The organism is Nocardia sp. CDC160, assembly GCF_035818795.1.
GTDB lineage: Bacteria > Actinomycetota > Actinomycetes > Mycobacteriales > Mycobacteriaceae > Nocardia.
Map to the genome: position 1 here is coordinate 1,330,464 of NZ_JAYKYT010000002.1, position 16,618 is coordinate 1,347,081.

Sequence of the window (16,618 nt, forward strand, 5' to 3'; positions counted from 1 at the left end):
CTGCTCCTCCTCGCACCGCTGGCGGCGTGCGGCACCGACGCGAAAAGCGCTGTGACACAGAGCAGCACCACGACCGTCAGTATCGCCACCGCCGACGCCGCACTGCGCGCTCTCGAACAGGAGCACGGCGCCCGTGTCGGCGTGGTGGCGATCGATACCGGCAGCGGCAAGACCCTCGGCTACCGCCAGGACGAACGCTTCGCCTTCGACTCCACCTTCAAGGCCCTCGCCTGCGGTGCGCTGCTGCACGCGCATCCGCTCGGGACCGGATTCTTCGACCAGGTCGTGCATTTCACCGCCGCCGACCTGGTGACCTATTCGCCGGTCACCAGCACGAAGGTCGACACCGGCATGACGGTGACCGAACTCTGCGACGCGGCCATCACCCGCAGTGATAACACCGCGGGCAATCAGGTGCTGAAACTGCTCGGCGGCCCGAGCGCCGTCACCGACTTCCTGCGTTCGATCGGCGACCAGACGACCCGCATGGACCGCTGGGAGCCCGACATCAATACGAACATCCCCGGCGATGAACGCGACACCACCACCCCGGCGGCCATCGCCGAGGACTACCGCAAGCTCGTCGTCGGAGACGTCCTCGCCGAACCCGAACGCGCCCGGCTCACCGCCTGGCTGCTCGCCAACACCACCGGCGACACCCGCATTCGGGCGGGCCTGCCCAAGGACTGGAAGACCGGCGACAAGACCGGCACCGGCGACTACGGCACCGCCAATGACATCGCCGTCACCTGGCCCTCCGGAGGCGGCGCTCCCCTGGTGATCGCGGTCCTGACCACCAAGCCGGATCAGGCTGCGGCGGGCGATAATCCGCTGGTGGCCGCGGTCGCCAAGGAGGCCGTGGGCAAGCTCCGCTAGCGTTATGCTGACAGCCTCGAATCGTGCCCCTCGAGAGCCAGAGGTATGGCCATGACGGCTGTCACCGCACTGTTGGCCGCGCTCGCCGACGGATCCACCGAGCTCATCGATCTCACCGCGCCGCTGCATTCCGGCACCCCGATTCTCCAACTGCCACCGCCGTTTTCGAACACCATCCCGTTCGGGCTGGAGGAGATCAGTCACTACGACGATCGGGGTCCGGGCTGGTACTGGAACAATATCCACACCGGCGAACACACCGGGACCCACCTGGATGTGCCGATCCACTGGGTCACCGGGCAGGGCGGATTCGATGTGGCGGGTATGCCTTTGCGCGGTCTGATCGCCCCCGCGGTCGTCGTCGACGTCTCCGAACGGGTGGCGGGCAACCCGGACTTCCTGCTCGAGGTCGACGATGTGCTGGCCTGGCAGAAGCAGCACGGCCCGCTGCCCGACGGCGGCTGGGTGCTGCTGCGCACCGGCTGGGATGCCTACGCCGAGGACCCCGACCGCTTCCTCAATGCCGACCCGACCGGCCCGCACTCCCCCGGGCTGTCGGCCGACTGCGCCGAATGGCTCTCGCAGCAAACGATCTTCGGCCTCGGCGTGGAAACCGTCGGCACCGACGCGGGCGCGGCACACGGGTTCGAACCGCCGTTCCCCTGCCACCACTTCCTGCTCGGCGCGGGCAAATGCGGCCTGACGCAGCTGCGCAATCTGGCGCGACTGCCGGTCACCGGTGCCGGACTGATCGTGAGCCCGCTCCCCATCAAGGGCGGAACCGGCAGTCCCGCACGGGTTCTCGCCCTCGTCGACCGGTAGCGCCATGCCACCGGTGAGCGAGGTCGTGGGCCGCGTCCTCGCCGAACTGGGGGTCTCCCAGGTGTTCGGCGTAGTGGGCAGCGGCAATTTCGATCTGACGAATGCCTTGCGCGCCAATGGTGTTCGCTATGTCGCCGCCCGCCACGAATGCGGTGCGACCGTCATGGCCGATGCCTATGCCCGCATGACCGACACCGTCGCGGCGGTCTCCCTCCATCAGGGCTGCGGTCTGACCAATGCCCTCACCGGCATTGCCGAGGCCGCGAAAAGCCGGACGCCCCTGCTCATTCTGGCCGCCGACACCCCCGCCGCCTCGGTGCTGTCGAACTTCCGGGTGGATCAGGATGCCCTCGCCACCGCCGTCGGCGCGGCCGCGGAACGCATCCACACCCCGCACAGCGCGGTGGCCGACACCGTGCGCGCCTTCCGCACCGCCCGCGACCAGCGCCGCTGCGTGGTGCTCAACCTCCCGCTGGACATCCAGGCCGCCGAGATCGCCGCACCGGAGGCGGTTACCGCGCCGATGGCCCCGGACGCGGTTCGCCCGGGCCAGCAGGCGGTTTCGAAACTGGTGACATTGCTGGCGGAGTCGAGCCGACCGGTGTTCGTGGCCGGACGTGGGGCGCGCGGCTACGGCTCGGAGCTGCGGGCCTTGGCCGAATCCGTCGGGGCGCTGCTCACCACGTCGGCGGTCGCGCACGGACTGTTCAGCGGTGATCGGTGGTCGCTGGGCATTTCGGGCGGATTCGCCTCGCTCACGGCGGCCGAACTGATCACCGAGGCCGATCTGATCATCGGCTGGGGCTGCGCGTTGAACATGTGGACCATGCGTCACGGCATGCTCATCGGCCCGAATACCACGGTGGTTCAGGTGGATTCGGAGCATTCGGCCCTGGGCGCGCACCGTCCGGTCGACCTCGGCGTGCACGGCGATGTCGGTGAGACCGCGCGTGACGTGCTGCTGGCCTCCTCGCGGCTCGGGGACAGCGCTCCCCGGGTCGGCTATCGGACGCCCGAGGTGGCACGGCGTTTGGCGACCGCGCGATGGCGCGATGTGTCGTTCGAGGATCGCTCGACCGCCGAGTGCATCGACCCCCGCACGCTCAGCATCGCGCTCGATGATCTCCTGCCGCCCGAGCGCATCATCGCCGTCGATTCCGGCAACTTCATGGGTTACCCCAGCGCCTATTTCGACGTCCCCGACCAGTACGGCTTCTGTTTCACCCAGGCTTTCCAATCGATCGGCCTGGGCCTGGCGACGGCCATCGGCTCCGCGCTCGCCCACCCCTACCGCCTGCCGGTCGCCGCGCTGGGCGACGGTGGTGCGCTCATGGGCATCGCCGAGCTGGAAACCGTGGTGCGCCTGGGCATTCCCATGCTCATCGTCATCTACGACGACCACGCCTACGGTGCCGAGGTCCACCACTTCGGCCCGGCCGACCTCGGCGCGGTGACCTTCCCCGACACCGATATCGCCGCCCTGGCCCGGGGCGCGGGCTGCGAGGCCGCCGTCGTCCGAACCGTCGCCGACCTCGACATCGTCCCGAAATGGCTGGCGGGCCACCGGAACACCCCGCTCCTGCTCGACGCGAAGATCACCAGCGACGGCGGTTCCTGGTGGCTCCAGGAGGCCTTCGCCCGGCACTGACGGTCCGCCTCACGGCTGCCGTGTCAGGCTGCCGCTGCCGATGAAATACGAACCCAGTTGCGGGTCGGTGCTGTTCAACACGGTGTACACGTGCGTGCCGTCGCTGGACATCGACCAGAACGCCATGGTGACCGTGCCGTCCGAGCGCGCACAGGTCTGCCCGGCGGGCGCGAGTTCGGCGGTATTGCCGCGCGCATCCAAGGTCCACGTACACCCGTCGTCGGTGCGAGCGATCAGTCCGGTGCCATTCGAATCGATCCGTACCGCACCGGTTTTCGGCTGATACCCCGGAGACGTGAGGTTGTTCAGGTACGCCGGATTCGTCGGATCGAACATCCAGGTTCCAGTGAACAAGCGCGCCGCGTCGCCCGGTCCGGCGGCATCGGCACGGGTGCGCTTGCCATTGGTGAGCTCGAAGTCGAAGGTGCCGTAGCCGAGATAGCTATTGGCCCGCACCACTTCCTGTTCTCGACCGTCGCGCACGGTGACATGCCAGGAGTAGGTGTTGTAGCCGGACCCGATGACATTGTTGAAGCAGTACTGGTCGGTGCTTGTCAGGTCCAATGCGTCGCCATTAACCCGAAAATGCCAGGTGCAGCCCTGATCGGTGTGTCCGATGATCTCCCCGTCACGGCCCCTGGTGAACTCGATCGTCCCGACCTGGGGGAACGTCAGCGGGTTGATGCCGAACTGTCCGACGGTCGCGATATCGGTGGCGTCCGCGCGATCCGGCTGATCGTAATTCCACACGCCCAGATACTGATTCGCGGCGTCCACCGGCTCGGCGAGGGCCACCGGGGTACCCCAGGCCACCGCCAGGCCGAACAGCGCGGCGACGACACGTTTTCCGTAGTGCACACGAATGCTGTTGTGAGTCATACAGTTACGACGAGATGCCGCGCCGGAAAGTTACGCATCCACGGTGGCCTCGACACTGACGATCCGATCCCCCGAAATCGTCAGCACCAGCACCCCGAACAGCTCCCGCTCCCGATAGGCGAGCAGCGCGGGCCGCCCGAAGGCCGAATGCGTCACCAGGGTGACCCTCGGCCCGAAGAAGGCGATCATATTGGCCGCCACCCTCTCCGGCCCCCGACTGGTCGGCGCGACAATGGGCGAGTCCGGCCGGAAGGTGGCCACACCCCACACCCGCGGATCCAGCACGGCCAGCAGTTCCGCCAAATCCCCACCGGCGCAGGCGGCTATGAATCTCTCGGTCACGGCCCGATGTTCGGCCGGTGCGACCGGACCTTCCGGTCGACTCGCCTCCGCCATCTTGATTCGCGCCCGCCGCGCCAACTGCCGACACGTCCCCGTCGGCCGACCCACGGTTTCCGCCACCGTCTCGAACGGCACCGCGAACACATCGTGCAGGATCAACACCACCCGCTCGGCGGGCGCGAGCCGTTGCAGCATGCGATACAGGGCCAGCTGCACCTCTTCGTCCAGGGTGATCCGGTCCACCGGATCCACGGGCACGGCGTGCGCGACCGGTACCGCGCTCTGCCACTCCGCCGGATCGTCGGCCCGCTCGCGACGCGCTCGCGCACTGCGCAATTCGTCCAGACACAACCGGCTGGTCACCACGGTCAGCCAGGCGCGCTCGTCCTCCACCTCCCCGGGCCCCGTCCGGGCCAACCGCGCGAAGGCCTCCTGGGCAGCGTCCTCGGCGTCGCCGATATCGCCCAACAGCCGGAAGGCCAGATCCACCACATAGGCGCGATGCCGCCGCCAGGCTCCGCCGAATCGGTCCGGGCGCTCCTCGGTGCTCATATAGATATGACGAGACGCGCCCGCGGAAAGTTACCGATCCCGCACACGGGAATCGGCGGTGACCCGGTGGGCCACCGCCGAAGAGACAGCGTCAGTTGGTGATCCGCCCGCCCGCCACATCGATGGTGATGCCGCTCAAATACGAGGAGGCGTCCGAGGCCAGGAACAACGCCGTCTCCGCGACATCCCCCGGCACACCCATGCGCCGCAGCGGATGCATCGCCGCCACCTGCTCCTGCACCGGCTCGGGCATGTTCGCGGCCACCTTCTCGGTCCGAATCGAGGACGGCGCAATGGCATTCACCCGAATCCCGCGTGGCCCCAGTTCGGCCGCGAGGTGGCGGGTCAGCATGATGACCCCGGCATTGGCCACCCCGTAGGCGAGATTGGCCTGGCTGGGCTGGCGGCCCGCCGACGACGACATGGTGATGATGCTGCCCGACCCCTGCGCCAGCAGCATCGGCAGGAAGGTGCGCACGGTCAGGAAGGCCGAGGTCAGATTGGCGTCCAGAGCCTGCCACCAGAGTTCCTCCGACAGTTCCGAACTCGGGGTCGGCTGACCCATGCCGCCCGCGAAGACACCCAGAATGTCCACCCGGCCGAATTCGCCCTCGACCAGGGTGCGGACATCGGCCAGCGCGGCGGCCGAGGTGACGTCCGCGACCGCGGCGACCGCGGTGCCGCCCGCCGCGAGGATCTCGGCGACAACGGAATCCAGCGCCCGCTTGTCCCGTCCGACCACACAGACATTGGTCTGCTGGGCGGCGAAGCGGCGGGCGGTCTCGGCCCCGATACCGCGCGAGCCACCGGTGATGACGGCGGTCTTTCCGGCGAGGTCGGAGTAGGTGCTGAGCATGGGAGTGAGCCTTTCGATCGATGGAGCGAGATGGCCGGGCCTTCAGCCCAGCAGGTGTGAATTGGTGTGGAGCCAGGGGTGAATCAGCGCCGGGACAGCATGACGGCCACGCCGATCAGCCACAGCAGCCCGCCGAAGCGGACCACCGGCAGCAGGAATCCGAACCCGGAGACCACCAGCGCCAGTGTCGAAAGCGCGGCGACCGCGGCGAGGGCGACACCGCACCAGATCAGCCAGTTCGGCAGATTCCGTTCCAGCAGAGCCGACATCACGATGCCGACGGCCAGCAGCCCGAACCCCGCCACGTAGGCCGGACCACCCGACAGGTAGCCGAGATCGGCCAGGGTCCGCGCCAGCACCGGATCGGCGGAATCGGTCAATCGTGCACCGGCCCAGGCGAACAGGCCGCTGAAGGTGAGCCCGCCCGCGGCCAGCGCCGCGCCGACGGTGGTGAGGGACGGGCCGCGCAGAATGCGCTGCATCAGCCCGGCGGCAATGGCCAGCGGTGCGGCCGACAGCACGATCAGCACCGCCCCGGCATTGATGGGCCCGACGTGCGAGGTCGTGTAGGCGAGCACGTCCTGGCCGCTGGCGTCCGGGTGCGGGGTGCGCGCATTGGTGGCGACATAGGCGATGGTGAGCGCCGCGAACGCGGCGACCGGGGCGAGCACGGCGGGGCTGGTGCGAACGGTGGTGGTGGCGGTCATCGCGGTGGTCCTCAGTCTCGGGGCGATCCGTACACCTCAAATAATGATTACACGCTGTAACGATTGTCAATCGTCTATTATTTTGCCACTGCTACTATTGCCGCATGGATGCGAAAGACGAGTTCGCGCCGCAGCGCGCCCTGACGGCCGTCGGGTTCCTGTTGGCGCAGGTCGGGGCCTACGCCGCGAACCGATTCGCCGAGCGCACGGCCGCCCTGGACCTGACCCCGCCGCAGGCCGGACTGCTGCGCCTGCTCATTGCCCAGCCCGGCCGCAGCCAGCGCGAGCTCGCCGATGAACTGGGCATGCCGCCCAGCCGATTCGTGCAGTTCGCCGACAAGCTCGAGGATCGCGGCCTCATCGAACGCAAGCGCAATCCGGACGACCGCCGCCAGCACGCCCTGTACCTGACCGAGAAGGGGCGGACCACCCTGGTCGAATTGGCCGGTGTGGCACGCGAAGCCGAGGAGCACCTGTGCCGGTCGCTCAGCGCGGAGGAGCACAAGCAGCTGTCCGAGCTACTCGTCCGGATCGCCGCCGACCAGGGGCTGATGCCGGGCGTGCATCCGGGTTACAAGTCGGTGTGACGGCCCGCCGAATTCGTCGCGGTCAAGGCCTCGTGCACGGTGATGTCGCCGTTCATGGCCGCGCGCAGCAGGTGCCGGAAGGTCGGGCATTCCGCGTGACTCGGGGCCGGGCAGGCGGCGGCGTGGCGCAGACCGTCGCGCACGGCGGCCAATTGCGTGATGGTGCGGTCCAATTCGTCGGCCTTGTCGGTCAGCAGCGCGCGGTCCACGCGCAGTTCGCCCTGGGGGCCGAAGACGCGCACGATGTCGTCGAGCGAGAATCCGGCGAGGCGACCGATCCCGATGAGGGCCAGTTGCTCGAGCACCGAGCCGTCGAACTGGCGACGCAGTCCGCGCCGTCCGGTCGAGGTGATGAGTCCGCGCTCCTCGTAGTAGCGCAGCGTCGAGGCGGGCACACCGGATCGGCGCACGACTTCGGCGATATCCAGGCTGCTCATGGCATGCTTCCGACCCTTGACCTCAAGTCGACTTGAATTGAAACAGTGTAGTTCTCCGCCCGTCCACCCGACCCGGGAGAGCTCCCATGACGACACCCACCGACAATGACCAATCCGCCCGCTGGAACGGCGCTTCCGGCATCGCCTGGGTCGAGGCCCAGGACCTCGTCACCCGGATCATGCGGCCGTTCGAGGACATCCTCGTAGACACGGCCCGCGCGGCCCACGCCCGTCGGGTGCTGGATGTCGGATGCGGTACGGGCAGCACCACATTCGCCGTCGCTCGTGCGCTCGGCGCGCAGTGCGTCGGTGTGGATATCTCCGAGCCGATGATCGCCGCGGCCCGAGCGAATGCCGAAAACGATTCCCTCCCGGTGGATTTCGTTCGCGCCGACGCCCAAACCCACCCCTTCGAACCTGGCACCTTCGACCTGGTCATGTCGCGCTTCGGCGTGATGTTCTTTGCCGACCCCGTCGCGGCCTTCGCCAATCTGCGCCGCGCCACCCGCCCCGGCGGCAGCCTCGGCTGCATCGTCTGGCGCGGCACGGACGAAAACCCGTACTTCACCGCCGCCGAGCGCGCGGCCGCCCCGCTGCTGCCGAACCTGCCGCCCCGGGTGTCCGGGTCGCCGGGCCAATTCGCCCTGGCCGACCGCGAATACGTGACCGAGATCCTCACGCGCAGCGGGTGGGTCGATGTCGACATCCGTCCCCTCGATGTCGAGTGCACCATGCCCGAGCGGGACCTGACGCCCTACATCTCCCGGCTGGGCCCGGTCGGGCTGGCCCTGGTCGAGGTCGACGACGCCACCCGCGCCGAGGTGATCGCGGCGATCCGTCCGGCCTTCGACCCGTACATCCACGGCGACGAGGTTCGCTTCACGGCCGCCTGCTGGATGCTCACCGGCCACGCCCCGAATCCGACCTGAGAGCGACGAACCGTCAGACGAATTCCGGAATCGCTGACAGATCGTCGAGTTGCTCCCCGGCGAAAACGGTGCAGAGTGAGTCTGGACACCGCCACCCCGCGCACGCGGCCAGCCGACAGGGAGCACAGTGACTGAGCAGGAATTGCAGTTCATCGGCGGTGCGCGGCGGACCGGATCCGGTGCGCCACTGTCGATTACCGCACCCGCCACCGGTGCGGTCATTGCCGCGGGAGCCGGTGCGAGCGCGGCCGATGTCGACGCCGCGGTGGCCGCGGCCAAGGCCGCGTTCCCGGAGTGGGCCGGGCGGACTCCCGGCGAGCGGTCCGACCTCATGCACGCCTGGGTGCGGGTCCTGCGCGAGCGCGCGGAAGAACTGGCCGCCGTCGAAAGCCGCAATGCCGGTAAGCCGATTCGCCTGGCGCGGGAGTTCGATGTGCCCGGCACGATCGACAACACCGCCTTCTTCGCCGGGGCCGCCCGCCAGCTCGAGGGCAAGGCGACGGCCGAATACTCCGGCGACCACACCTCGTCCATCCGTCGCGAACCGCTCGGCGTGATCGGTTCCATCGCGCCGTGGAACTACCCGCTGCAAATGGCGGCGTGGAAGATCCTGCCCGCCGTGGCGGCCGGAAACACGGTGGTGCTCAAGCCCTCCGAGCTGACCCCGCTCAGCTCGCTGCTGTTCGCCGAGGCGGCGACCGAGGCCGGGATACCGGCCGGGGTGATCAATGTGGTCGTCGGCGTCGGCCCGGTGGCGGGGCAGGCGCTGGTGGAGCATCCCGATATCGCCATGGTCTCGTTCACCGGATCGACCGTGGTCGGGCGTCGGGTGGCCGCGACCGCCGCCGGATCGGTCAAGCGCGTGCATCTGGAACTCGGCGGCAAGGCTCCCTTCGTCGTGTTCGACGATGCCGACCTCGAGGCGGCCGCGCGCGGTGCGGTCGCCGGTGCCCTGATCAATGTCGGCCAGGACTGCACGGCCGCCACCCGGGCCTACGTGCAGCGGCCGCTGTTCGACGAATTCGTCGGGCGCGTGGCCGATCTCATGGATCGCGTGAGCCTCGGTCCGGTGGAGGACGCGGAAACCGATATGGGGCCGCTCATTTCACCGGCGCATCGGGACAAGGTGAGCGGCATGGTCGAGCGCGCCCGCGCGGCCGGGGCCAAAGTCGTTCGCGGCGGGCGCATTCCCGAGCACACCCATCCCGGCGGCGCGTACTACGAACCGACCCTGATCACCGGCGCGACGCAGGATTCCGAGATCGTGCAGCAGGAGATCTTCGGCCCCGTCCTGGTGGTGCTGCCCTTCGATACCGATGACGAGGCCATCGCGCTCGCGAACGACACCGTCTACGGTCTGGCGGCCTCGGCCTGGTCCACCAATGTCTTCCGCACCCAGCGCGCGAGCCGCGAGATCCAGGCCGGGTGCGTGTGGATCAACGACCACATTCCGATCATCAGCGAAATGCCGCACGGCGGGTACAAGGCCTCCGGATTCGGAAAAGACATGTCCGCCTATGCCTTCGACGAGTACACCAATATCAAACACGTCATGTCCGATATCACCGCCGCCGCGCACAAGCCCTGGCACGACGTGATCTTCCGTGCCGACTGAGTCATCCTCCACGCCGACCGGGGTCGCGGTCGGCAAACTAACATTGCGGAACCCGCGAAATCGCCATAACCTGCGCAAAGAGTCTCGATAATTCAGCCGAACACTGGATCTCCTGACGCTGCGAGGCGGTTCCATGACCGACGCTCGATCGCTGTATCGAACCTGGTGGCGAGACCGGGTCGATTATCGATGGCTGGTCGACACCCTCCAATCACACTCGGCGCTGCGTGGGTTCAAGATCATGCTGGGCGCGGGTGGGATCGTCATGCTCCTGATCGCGGTGCTGGCCGCCCTCGCGCAGGGCGATGTGTCGGGGCCCCTGGGTTGGCAGGGGGCGCTGGAGGCCACGGTCGCCGGGCTGTGGACGCTGCGCTGGTGGCTGCTGCCGTGGCCGCGCGAAGCCGAATCCTTGGTCTGGATAGCGCTTTTCGACCTCGATACCGCCGCCAACGATCTGCTGGCGCGCGACCGGGTCATCGCGGTCCTGGGCATCGTGCTGCTGATGGCGATGGGTGGATACGTGACCGTGTTCCACGGTCCGCGCATTCTGGCCCTGCATGTCGGGTGGTCGATGCTGGTGGCCGTGATGTTGGCCACGTTGATCGCTTTGGGCTACCTTCCGGCCACCGGGCGCGGCGAATCACACACCGGGGGCCGCTTCCAGGATCTGGCCCTGGGCCTCGACATCATTCTGGTGATGGTGGTCGTGGTCGGCGTCATCCTGCCGTTCGTGCAGCTGTGCCATTGGATCGTGCGGGTGGACGCCCTGTCGGATCCGCTCACCAAGCTGCTCAATCGCCGCGGCCTCGACTCCTATCTGGCCGCCCGCGTCGGCCGCTGCGACCGCCGGTCCCTCTATGTCGCCTCGGTGGATCTGGACCGGTTCAAGACCATCAACGACACCTTCGGGCACCCGTTCGGCGACGAGGTGCTGGTGCTCGCCGCGCAGCGTCTGCGCGACACCGTCGAATCGGACGCCCTGGTCGCCCGGACCGGCGGTGAGGAATTCGTCGTCGTCGGCTATCTGCGCGAGAACCCCGCGGCCGTGGCGGAGGGACTGCGGGCCGCCGTCGAGACCACACCGGGCCTGCCGGTCACCATCACGGCCAGTGTCGGCGTCGCCCTCATCGATGCCTCGCAACCGGACGCGGAATGGACCGAGTCCAGCCTCCGCCGCCTGCTGCACCGGGCCGACTCCGCCATGTATCGCGCAAAACATCTGGGCGGCAATACCTTTGTCATCACCGACGGCGACGGGGTGGAACCCCTGGAACGCAAGAAGCCCCCGACCGAAATATCCGGTCGGGAGCTTCTTGTGGTGCGCCATCAGGGACTCGAACCCCGAACCCGCTGATTAAGAGTCAGCTGCTCTGCCAATTGAGCTAATGGCGCGGATTACTCCGCCGGGGGCCTTGGCTTTCGCTCCGGCCGCTCTGCGGTGCGGAAAGAACATTAACAGGCTTCGGCTCCGAAAGTGAAATCGCCCCCCTGAGCTGCGCGTTTGCGAGCATGTCGAGAGTTGTTAACGCGCAGGGGGTGATCACGGATGTTTGGAGCGAGCGCTGTGGGACCGGGTGCGCCGAGACGTGGGAGTGGGGTTGCGATGACTGATGCGAAGGGTCGACGACGTACCGGGAAGCTGCTGGGAGTCGGGGCGGTGCTGTCCGTACTGACCTTGGCGCTGGTCGGCTGTTCGTCCGGGAAGCACCAATCCGCCACGGTGGCAATCGATTCCAACCCGATCGGCGAGCTGATGAAGCCGAAGCTGATCGCCCCGATCAAGGACGGCGACAAGGGCGTGTCGCCCGGGGAGCTGACGCTGAAGGTCGAGGACGGCACGCTCACCAATGTGGTGCTCACCAGCCCGGACGGCAAGGCGGTGCCGGGTGAGCTGGCGCAGGACGGCCGCTCGTGGAAGCTGGCCGAGCAGTTGGGATTCGGGCGCACCTACAAGCTGAGCGTGGATGCCATCGGCCTGGGCGGGGCGGCCACCACGACTATGAGTTTCACCACGATCTCCCCGAACAACCGCACCCACCCGTACCTGCTTCCGGCCGAGAACGAGGTGGTCGGCATCGGGCAGCCGGTGGCCGTGCAGTTCGACGAGAACATTCCGGACCGCAAGGCCGCCCAGGACGCGATCAAGATCACCACCACCCCGGCGGTCGAGGGCGCGTTCTACTGGGTCAACAACCGTGAGGTGCGCTGGCGGCCGCAGAACTTCTGGGCCCCGGGCACCAAGGTCGACATCGCGGTCAACGCCTATGGACACGACCTGGGCAATGGCCTGGTCGGCGACAGCGACATCCACTCCAGCTTCACCGTCGGCGACGCCACCATCTTCACCGCCGACGACAACACCAAGATCGTGACCGTCGAGCGCAACGGCCAGGTCATCAAGACCATGCCGACCTCGATGGGCAAGGACTCCACCCCGACCGACAATGGCGTCTACATCGTCGGCGACAAGTTCGACCGCATCATCATGGACTCCTCCACCTACGGCGTCCCGGTGAACTCGCCCAACGGCTACAAGACGCCGATCGACTGGGCGACGCGAATCTCCTACTCCGGCATCTTCTTCCACTCGGCCCCGTGGTCGGTGGGCGCGCAGGGCTCGGTCAACACCAGCCACGGCTGCCTCAATCTGAGCCCGTCCGACGCGAAGTGGGTCTACGACAACGTCAAGCGCGGTGACATCACCATTGTGAAGAACACGGTCGGCGGGACGCTGTCGGGCGTGGACGGGCTGGGCGACTGGAACATTCCGTGGGAGCAGTGGAAGGCGGGTAACGCCGACCGCGGCTGAACGCCGCGCCGACCGCGGCTGAATGACTACTTGATGGTGCCGGGGCCGATGCCGCCGCCGCCATTGAGGTTGCCGCAGCCCAGGGCCGCGAGGCCGCCGAGCGAGGAGGCGGTGCCGAGGACCGTGCACAGGCCCTTCTGACCCGAGGAGCCCGTGGTCGCCGAGCCGAGCGCGCCACCGAGCTTGAAGGCCGAGGATCCGAGTTCGACATCGGACTCGATGGGGTTGTTCGGGTCGTCCTTCTCACCGGGGACGCCGGTGCCGGGGCTGGGGGCCGCGGTGCCCGGCGTGGTCGCGGTGGCGCCGGGCGCGGTGGCCGTTGTCGAGGAGGCGTCGGTGAGGACGATCTCCGCCGAGGCGATGGGCGCGACGGGGAGGATAGCCGCAACGGCTAGCAAAGTGGTTACGGCACAACGGTTCACTGCGGATTCCTTCGGATCGGGCGTGGGTCGGGGGCCCCGACGCCCCCGGTAATCCAGAGCAGTCTACGAAGATCGAGTGAGCCGCGCCGCAAAATGCGACACACTGGTGTTTCTGTCACGGTTTCCCGGGGTCACCGTCATGCCCCGAGGCGGGCGACGGCGCGCACCGGAGCCCCGTCAGCGCCGGGCAGACTCAGCGGGAACAGCGATACTTCCATGGGCTGACCAGCGTTTTCGGGGGTGAGCAGCTGGGCCAGTCCGGTCAGGTTCTCGGCGATGACGGCGTGCGCGCCGCACAGGATCCGGTGCACCGGAATCTCCTCGGCGGGAGTCGGATCGACCGACAGCGCGTCGATGCCGAGGGTGCGCACCCCGGTGGCGACGAGGTACTCGGCCGCCTCGACCGTCAGATGCGGATGGTTCAGGTAGGCGTGTGTGCCCCAATGCTCGGACCAACCGGTCGCGATCAGCACGATCTGCCCCGGGGCGACGCGACCCTCGAACAATTCCCGCCCGATCGCGCCACCGGCACCGACCCCGCGGGCATCGATCACGACACCGGGGCCGGTGAATCGTTCCAGCGGCAATTCGTCCAGGGTGGGCAACGAGTCGTCGATATGGCTCGGCGCGTCCACATGCGTGCCGGTCTGCGAGCCCAGGTCCAGATGCAGCACATTGACCCCGTCGGCGGCTACGGTCAACGCGGGCCGGATGGTGACCTCCGGATCGCCGGGATACACCGGCATACCGGACCGAATCGGGACCGAAAGATCGATAATGCGCACTTTTGGCCTGCCTCCCTAGGGTTTTCGCGAGATGATGACGGCCAGCAAGATCGAATGACGCCGCGCTTACCACGCTTCAGCCACAACGACGAGAGAATCGCCATGTCTGCCATACATATTGCCGTGTTGAACCGCAGTACCGTACTGACCGACGCCCAGGTTTCCGCCGTCGTCCCGGCGCTGCAGACGCAGGTGCACCGGGATTGGGCGCCGGTCTGGGGAAGTGACGCCGAGCTGAGCTTCGTGGGCAGCGGTCAGCAGCCGGAGCCGGGCGCGTGGTGGGTGGTGATCGCCGACGATTCGGATCAGGCCGGGGCGCTCGGCTACCACGACCTCACCAACGAGGGTCTGCCGCTGGGCAAGGTGTTCGCGCGCAGCGACACCAATGCCGGACTGCAGTGGACGGTGACCGCGAGCCACGAACTGCTCGAGATGCTCGGCGATCCCGACATCAACCTGGCCGCCTACGTGTTCACCACGGGGACCACCGGACGCCTCTACGCCTACGAGGTCGCCGACGCGTGCGAGGCCGATCAGTACGGCTATCAGATCGACGGTGTGCTGGTGTCGGACTTCGTGTTTCCGGCCTGGTTCGAGAACTTCCGCAAGCCCGGGAGCACCCAGTTCGATTACGGCAAGCACATCACCGAGCCGTTCCAGTTGTTGCCCGGCGGCTATATCGGCGCGTTCGACATCAGCGGCGGCAGCGGCTGGCATCAGCTGACCGCGGAGGAGAGCACGCTCGCGTATGCCGCGCGGGCGCGCGTCGGCAGTCGCCGCGAGCGCCGCCGCACCCCGCGCGAGCAGTGGCTGCTCAGCGATCCCCGGTGAGATCGGCCACAATTCGGATGCCATGGGGTTGCCAGCCGGTGTGGGCGACCCCGTGCATCGGCTAGGCTGGCTCGAACAATCGAATACCCGGCCGCTATGAGTCGTGGCGGGAGAAACCCCGGATCCGGGGTGCCGAAGGAGCAACCTCCCCGGAATCTCTCAGGCACAGATACCGTTTCGACCAGGCCACTCTGGAAAGTCAGGCGTATGGAGCGCCTCACCTACGGTGCAAGTCGCGCATGCGGCGAAGCTCTCAGGTCCCATGACAGAGGGGGAGATCCGATAACCGGGCGGATGCCCGGCTGACTCGAGGACCTCCCATGACCGTCGATACCGCCTCCCTGCCCCGCGTGGCCTCACCCGCCGTCCACGCGACCCAGCCCGTCGCCCGCGCGGCGACGCCCACGACCGCCGTGACATCGATGACCGCTGCGACGCCGTCGCGGGCAGCGGTTCCCAGTTCCGCCACCCTGGCCGCCGCGGCCTCGGGTCGCCGCGTCGCGCTCGCCGAATTGCTCACCTACACGCATTATTTCGCCACCGCGTGCTGCCGCGCGGAGTTGGGCGCGAACGTCGTCTCCGACCGCCTGGCCGACCAGGTGACGACCGCGATCATCACCGGCTGGCCCACCGCCCGCACCGCGCGCCGAGACTTCCTCGAATTCGCGCACACCACGATCCGCCGTGCGGTCCGCCTGTGCCGCTACGAGCACTCCCGCCCCTCCCTCTTCGCCCAGCTGTCCGACGGTCAGCGCGACCTTCTCACCCTGCGCGTGGCGGTCGGCCTGTCCCCCACCGAAACCGCTGTGGCCCTGGGCATCCCGGTCCTGCGCGTCCACCGGCACACCGCCCGCGCCCTGGCCCTGCTGAAGCGCCAGCCCGTCGGCGAATTCGGTGGCCGCTAGCGGGATTTGGTCGTGGAGGTGGTGGCGGGGGTCGTGGTCGGTACGTCGATCGTTTCGGGGATCTGACCGCCGCCGAGGAACGGCACCGACGACGTCGGCGCGGGCGGAGTCAAAGGGGCACTGCGATGATCGCCGCAGGCGGCAACCGTTCCCGCCAGGAGTGCAATGGTCGCCACCGTGATCAGGTGCTTGCGCACGTATCAACCTTCCGCATGGATTGGTCGCAGCAGACCCACCCGCGACACCGTGGCGCATCGTGGTGCGCGTGCGGTGCGCTGCGTCGAACAGAACAGTCCGGCAACGAATCCGCACCGGCGGCAACCATTCTGCTACACCCACGAACCCCCCGCCCCCACCGCTCCCGACTTCGGCACGCACGGTCCGCACCCCTGGCACACCTGGTGAGTCCACCGATTCGGTTTCCCACCCCCACCCCTGCTATCTTCTTCTCCGCACCCACGAGGTGCCACGCGCCATTAGCTCAATTGGCAGAGCAGCTGACTCTTAATCAGCGGGTTCGGGGTTCGAGTCCCTGATGGCGCACCACAATCCTCAGCCGCGCACACCAGATCATCGGCTCCAACCTCTATGCCCTGGGCCTACTCCAACCCTCGTA

General features: G+C 67.9%; 19 protein-coding genes, 2 tRNA genes and 2 riboswitches. Of the genes, 11 read left to right on the plus strand and 10 right to left on the minus strand.

Annotated features, from left to right (window positions below):
• Positions 1-18 precede the first annotated feature (18 nt).
• Genes bla through VMT40_RS13700 form a run of 3 tightly spaced genes read left to right on the plus strand, consistent with a single transcriptional unit; the run spans position 19 to position 3,346 of the window.
• Positions 19-876, plus strand: coding sequence for a class A beta-lactamase (bla, locus tag VMT40_RS13690; protein WP_442789982.1), 858 nt, complete (start codon positions 19-21; stop codon positions 874-876).
• Between the two features lie 51 nt (positions 877-927).
• Complete coding sequence (locus VMT40_RS13695) at positions 928-1,698, plus strand: cyclase family protein (protein ID WP_326358355.1); 771 nt, start codon at positions 928-930, stop codon at positions 1,696-1,698.
• 4 nt (positions 1,699-1,702) lie between these two features.
• Positions 1,703-3,346: a thiamine pyrophosphate-binding protein gene (locus VMT40_RS13700; RefSeq protein WP_326358356.1), complete on the plus strand. Its 1,644-nt coding sequence runs from the start codon at positions 1,703-1,705 to the stop codon at positions 3,344-3,346.
• A gap of 9 nt (positions 3,347-3,355) precedes the next feature.
• On the opposite strand, the gene VMT40_RS13705 is transcribed toward VMT40_RS13700, so the two are convergent.
• From VMT40_RS13705 to VMT40_RS13720, 4 genes are all read right to left on the minus strand, one after another.
• Positions 3,356-4,225 (minus strand): hypothetical protein, encoded by an 870-nt coding sequence (locus tag VMT40_RS13705; protein WP_326358357.1) that lies wholly within the window; start codon positions 4,223-4,225, stop codon positions 3,356-3,358.
• Positions 4,226-4,255: 30 nt separating this feature from the next.
• Positions 4,256-5,119: an RNA polymerase sigma factor SigI gene (gene sigI, locus VMT40_RS13710; RefSeq protein WP_326358358.1), complete on the minus strand. Its 864-nt coding sequence runs from the start codon at positions 5,117-5,119 to the stop codon at positions 4,256-4,258.
• A 91-nt stretch (positions 5,120-5,210) separates the two neighbouring features.
• On the minus strand, positions 5,211-5,975 hold the full coding sequence (locus VMT40_RS13715; RefSeq protein WP_326358359.1) for an SDR family NAD(P)-dependent oxidoreductase: 765 nt from the start codon (positions 5,973-5,975) through the stop codon (positions 5,211-5,213).
• Positions 5,976-6,058: 83 nt separating this feature from the next.
• Positions 6,059-6,682: a DUF4386 domain-containing protein gene (locus VMT40_RS13720; RefSeq protein WP_326358360.1), complete on the minus strand. Its 624-nt coding sequence runs from the start codon at positions 6,680-6,682 to the stop codon at positions 6,059-6,061.
• A 104-nt stretch (positions 6,683-6,786) separates the two neighbouring features.
• Between VMT40_RS13720 and VMT40_RS13725 the strand changes: the two genes are divergently transcribed.
• A complete protein-coding gene (locus VMT40_RS13725; protein WP_326311571.1) occupies positions 6,787-7,269 on the plus strand; it encodes a MarR family winged helix-turn-helix transcriptional regulator in 483 nt (160 codons plus the stop codon).
• On the opposite strand, the gene VMT40_RS13730 is transcribed toward VMT40_RS13725, so the two are convergent.
• A complete protein-coding gene (locus VMT40_RS13730) occupies positions 7,254-7,706 on the minus strand; it encodes a helix-turn-helix domain-containing protein (protein ID WP_326358361.1) in 453 nt (150 codons plus the stop codon). The two genes, VMT40_RS13725 and VMT40_RS13730, sit on opposite strands and share 16 nt — an antisense overlap.
• An 86-nt stretch (positions 7,707-7,792) precedes the next feature.
• Between VMT40_RS13730 and VMT40_RS13735 the strand changes: the two genes are divergently transcribed.
• Positions 7,793-8,635, plus strand: coding sequence for a class I SAM-dependent methyltransferase (locus VMT40_RS13735; RefSeq protein ID WP_326358362.1), 843 nt, complete (start codon positions 7,793-7,795; stop codon positions 8,633-8,635).
• A gap of 127 nt (positions 8,636-8,762) precedes the next feature.
• Positions 8,763-10,250 (plus strand): aminobutyraldehyde dehydrogenase, encoded by a 1,488-nt coding sequence (locus tag VMT40_RS13740; protein ID WP_442789960.1) that lies wholly within the window; start codon positions 8,763-8,765, stop codon positions 10,248-10,250.
• Positions 10,251-10,461: 211 nt separating this feature from the next.
• Here the strand turns inward: VMT40_RS13740 and VMT40_RS13745 are convergent, their stop codons facing one another.
• Positions 10,462-10,809 (minus strand): hypothetical protein, encoded by a 348-nt coding sequence (locus VMT40_RS13745; RefSeq protein WP_326358363.1) that lies wholly within the window; start codon positions 10,807-10,809, stop codon positions 10,462-10,464.
• A 138-nt stretch (positions 10,810-10,947) separates the two neighbouring features.
• On the opposite strand from VMT40_RS13745, the gene VMT40_RS13750 reads away from it, so the two are divergent.
• Positions 10,948-11,604: a GGDEF domain-containing protein gene (locus VMT40_RS13750; RefSeq protein ID WP_326358615.1), complete on the plus strand. Its 657-nt coding sequence runs from the start codon at positions 10,948-10,950 to the stop codon at positions 11,602-11,604.
• Here VMT40_RS13750 and VMT40_RS13755 read toward each other — a convergent pair.
• Positions 11,567-11,642, minus strand: a tRNA-Lys gene (locus VMT40_RS13755). The genes VMT40_RS13750 and VMT40_RS13755 overlap by 38 nt on opposite strands.
• Before the next feature lie 211 nt (positions 11,643-11,853).
• On the opposite strand from VMT40_RS13755, the gene VMT40_RS13760 reads away from it, so the two are divergent.
• Entirely contained in the window at positions 11,854-13,059 is a 1,206-nt protein-coding gene (locus VMT40_RS13760) for a L,D-transpeptidase (RefSeq protein WP_326358364.1), read from the plus strand.
• A gap of 26 nt (positions 13,060-13,085) precedes the next feature.
• On the opposite strand, the gene VMT40_RS13765 is transcribed toward VMT40_RS13760, so the two are convergent.
• On the minus strand, positions 13,086-13,481 hold the full coding sequence (locus VMT40_RS13765) for a hypothetical protein (protein WP_326358365.1): 396 nt from the start codon (positions 13,479-13,481) through the stop codon (positions 13,086-13,088).
• 137 nt (positions 13,482-13,618) lie between these two features.
• On the minus strand, positions 13,619-14,266 hold the full coding sequence (locus VMT40_RS13770; protein WP_326358366.1) for a cyclase family protein: 648 nt from the start codon (positions 14,264-14,266) through the stop codon (positions 13,619-13,621).
• 123 nt (positions 14,267-14,389) lie between these two features.
• Here VMT40_RS13770 and VMT40_RS13775 point away from each other — a divergent pair, with 123 nt between their 5' ends.
• The gene (locus VMT40_RS13775; RefSeq protein WP_326358367.1) at positions 14,390-15,097 is read left to right on the plus strand and encodes a hypothetical protein; all 708 of its coding nucleotides are present in this window, start codon (positions 14,390-14,392) and stop codon (positions 15,095-15,097) included.
• Between the two features lie 97 nt (positions 15,098-15,194).
• A riboswitch (glycine riboswitch) is annotated at positions 15,195-15,282 on the plus strand.
• Positions 15,283-15,376: riboswitch (glycine riboswitch) on the plus strand.
• A 41-nt stretch (positions 15,377-15,417) separates the two neighbouring features.
• A complete protein-coding gene (locus tag VMT40_RS13780; RefSeq protein ID WP_326358368.1) occupies positions 15,418-16,002 on the plus strand; it encodes a sigma factor-like helix-turn-helix DNA-binding protein in 585 nt (194 codons plus the stop codon).
• On the opposite strand, the gene VMT40_RS13785 is transcribed toward VMT40_RS13780, so the two are convergent.
• Positions 15,999-16,199 (minus strand): hypothetical protein, encoded by a 201-nt coding sequence (locus VMT40_RS13785; protein ID WP_326358369.1) that lies wholly within the window; start codon positions 16,197-16,199, stop codon positions 15,999-16,001. The two genes, VMT40_RS13780 and VMT40_RS13785, sit on opposite strands and share 4 nt — an antisense overlap.
• A gap of 273 nt (positions 16,200-16,472) precedes the next feature.
• On the opposite strand from VMT40_RS13785, the gene VMT40_RS13790 reads away from it, so the two are divergent.
• Positions 16,473-16,548 (plus strand) — tRNA-Lys (locus VMT40_RS13790).
• Positions 16,549-16,618: the final 70 nt, after the last annotated feature.

Coding starts and splice junctions, on each gene's coding strand:
- VMT40_RS13695 (WP_326358355.1), top strand. CDS start 928: ATGACGGCTGTCACCGCACTGTTGGCCGCGCTCGCCGACGGATCCACC.
- VMT40_RS13700 (WP_326358356.1), top strand. CDS start 1,703: ATGCCACCGGTGAGCGAGGTCGTGGGCCGCGTCCTCGCCGAACTGGGG.
- VMT40_RS13705 (WP_326358357.1), bottom strand. CDS start 4,225: ATGACTCACAACAGCATTCGTGTGCACTACGGAAAACGTGTCGTCGCC.
- sigI (WP_326358358.1), bottom strand. CDS start 5,119: ATGAGCACCGAGGAGCGCCCGGACCGATTCGGCGGAGCCTGGCGGCGG.
- VMT40_RS13715 (WP_326358359.1), bottom strand. CDS start 5,975: ATGCTCAGCACCTACTCCGACCTCGCCGGAAAGACCGCCGTCATCACC.
- VMT40_RS13720 (WP_326358360.1), bottom strand. CDS start 6,682: ATGACCGCCACCACCACCGTTCGCACCAGCCCCGCCGTGCTCGCCCCG.
- VMT40_RS13725 (WP_326311571.1), top strand. CDS start 6,787: ATGGATGCGAAAGACGAGTTCGCGCCGCAGCGCGCCCTGACGGCCGTC.
- VMT40_RS13730 (WP_326358361.1), bottom strand. CDS start 7,706: ATGAGCAGCCTGGATATCGCCGAAGTCGTGCGCCGATCCGGTGTGCCC.
- VMT40_RS13735 (WP_326358362.1), top strand. CDS start 7,793: ATGACGACACCCACCGACAATGACCAATCCGCCCGCTGGAACGGCGCT.
- VMT40_RS13745 (WP_326358363.1), bottom strand. CDS start 10,809: ATGCAGGGCCAGAATGCGCGGACCGTGGAACACGGTCACGTATCCACC.
- VMT40_RS13750 (WP_326358615.1), top strand. CDS start 10,948: ATGGTGGTCGTGGTCGGCGTCATCCTGCCGTTCGTGCAGCTGTGCCAT.
- VMT40_RS13760 (WP_326358364.1), top strand. CDS start 11,854: ATGACTGATGCGAAGGGTCGACGACGTACCGGGAAGCTGCTGGGAGTC.
- VMT40_RS13780 (WP_326358368.1), top strand. CDS start 15,418: ATGACCGTCGATACCGCCTCCCTGCCCCGCGTGGCCTCACCCGCCGTC.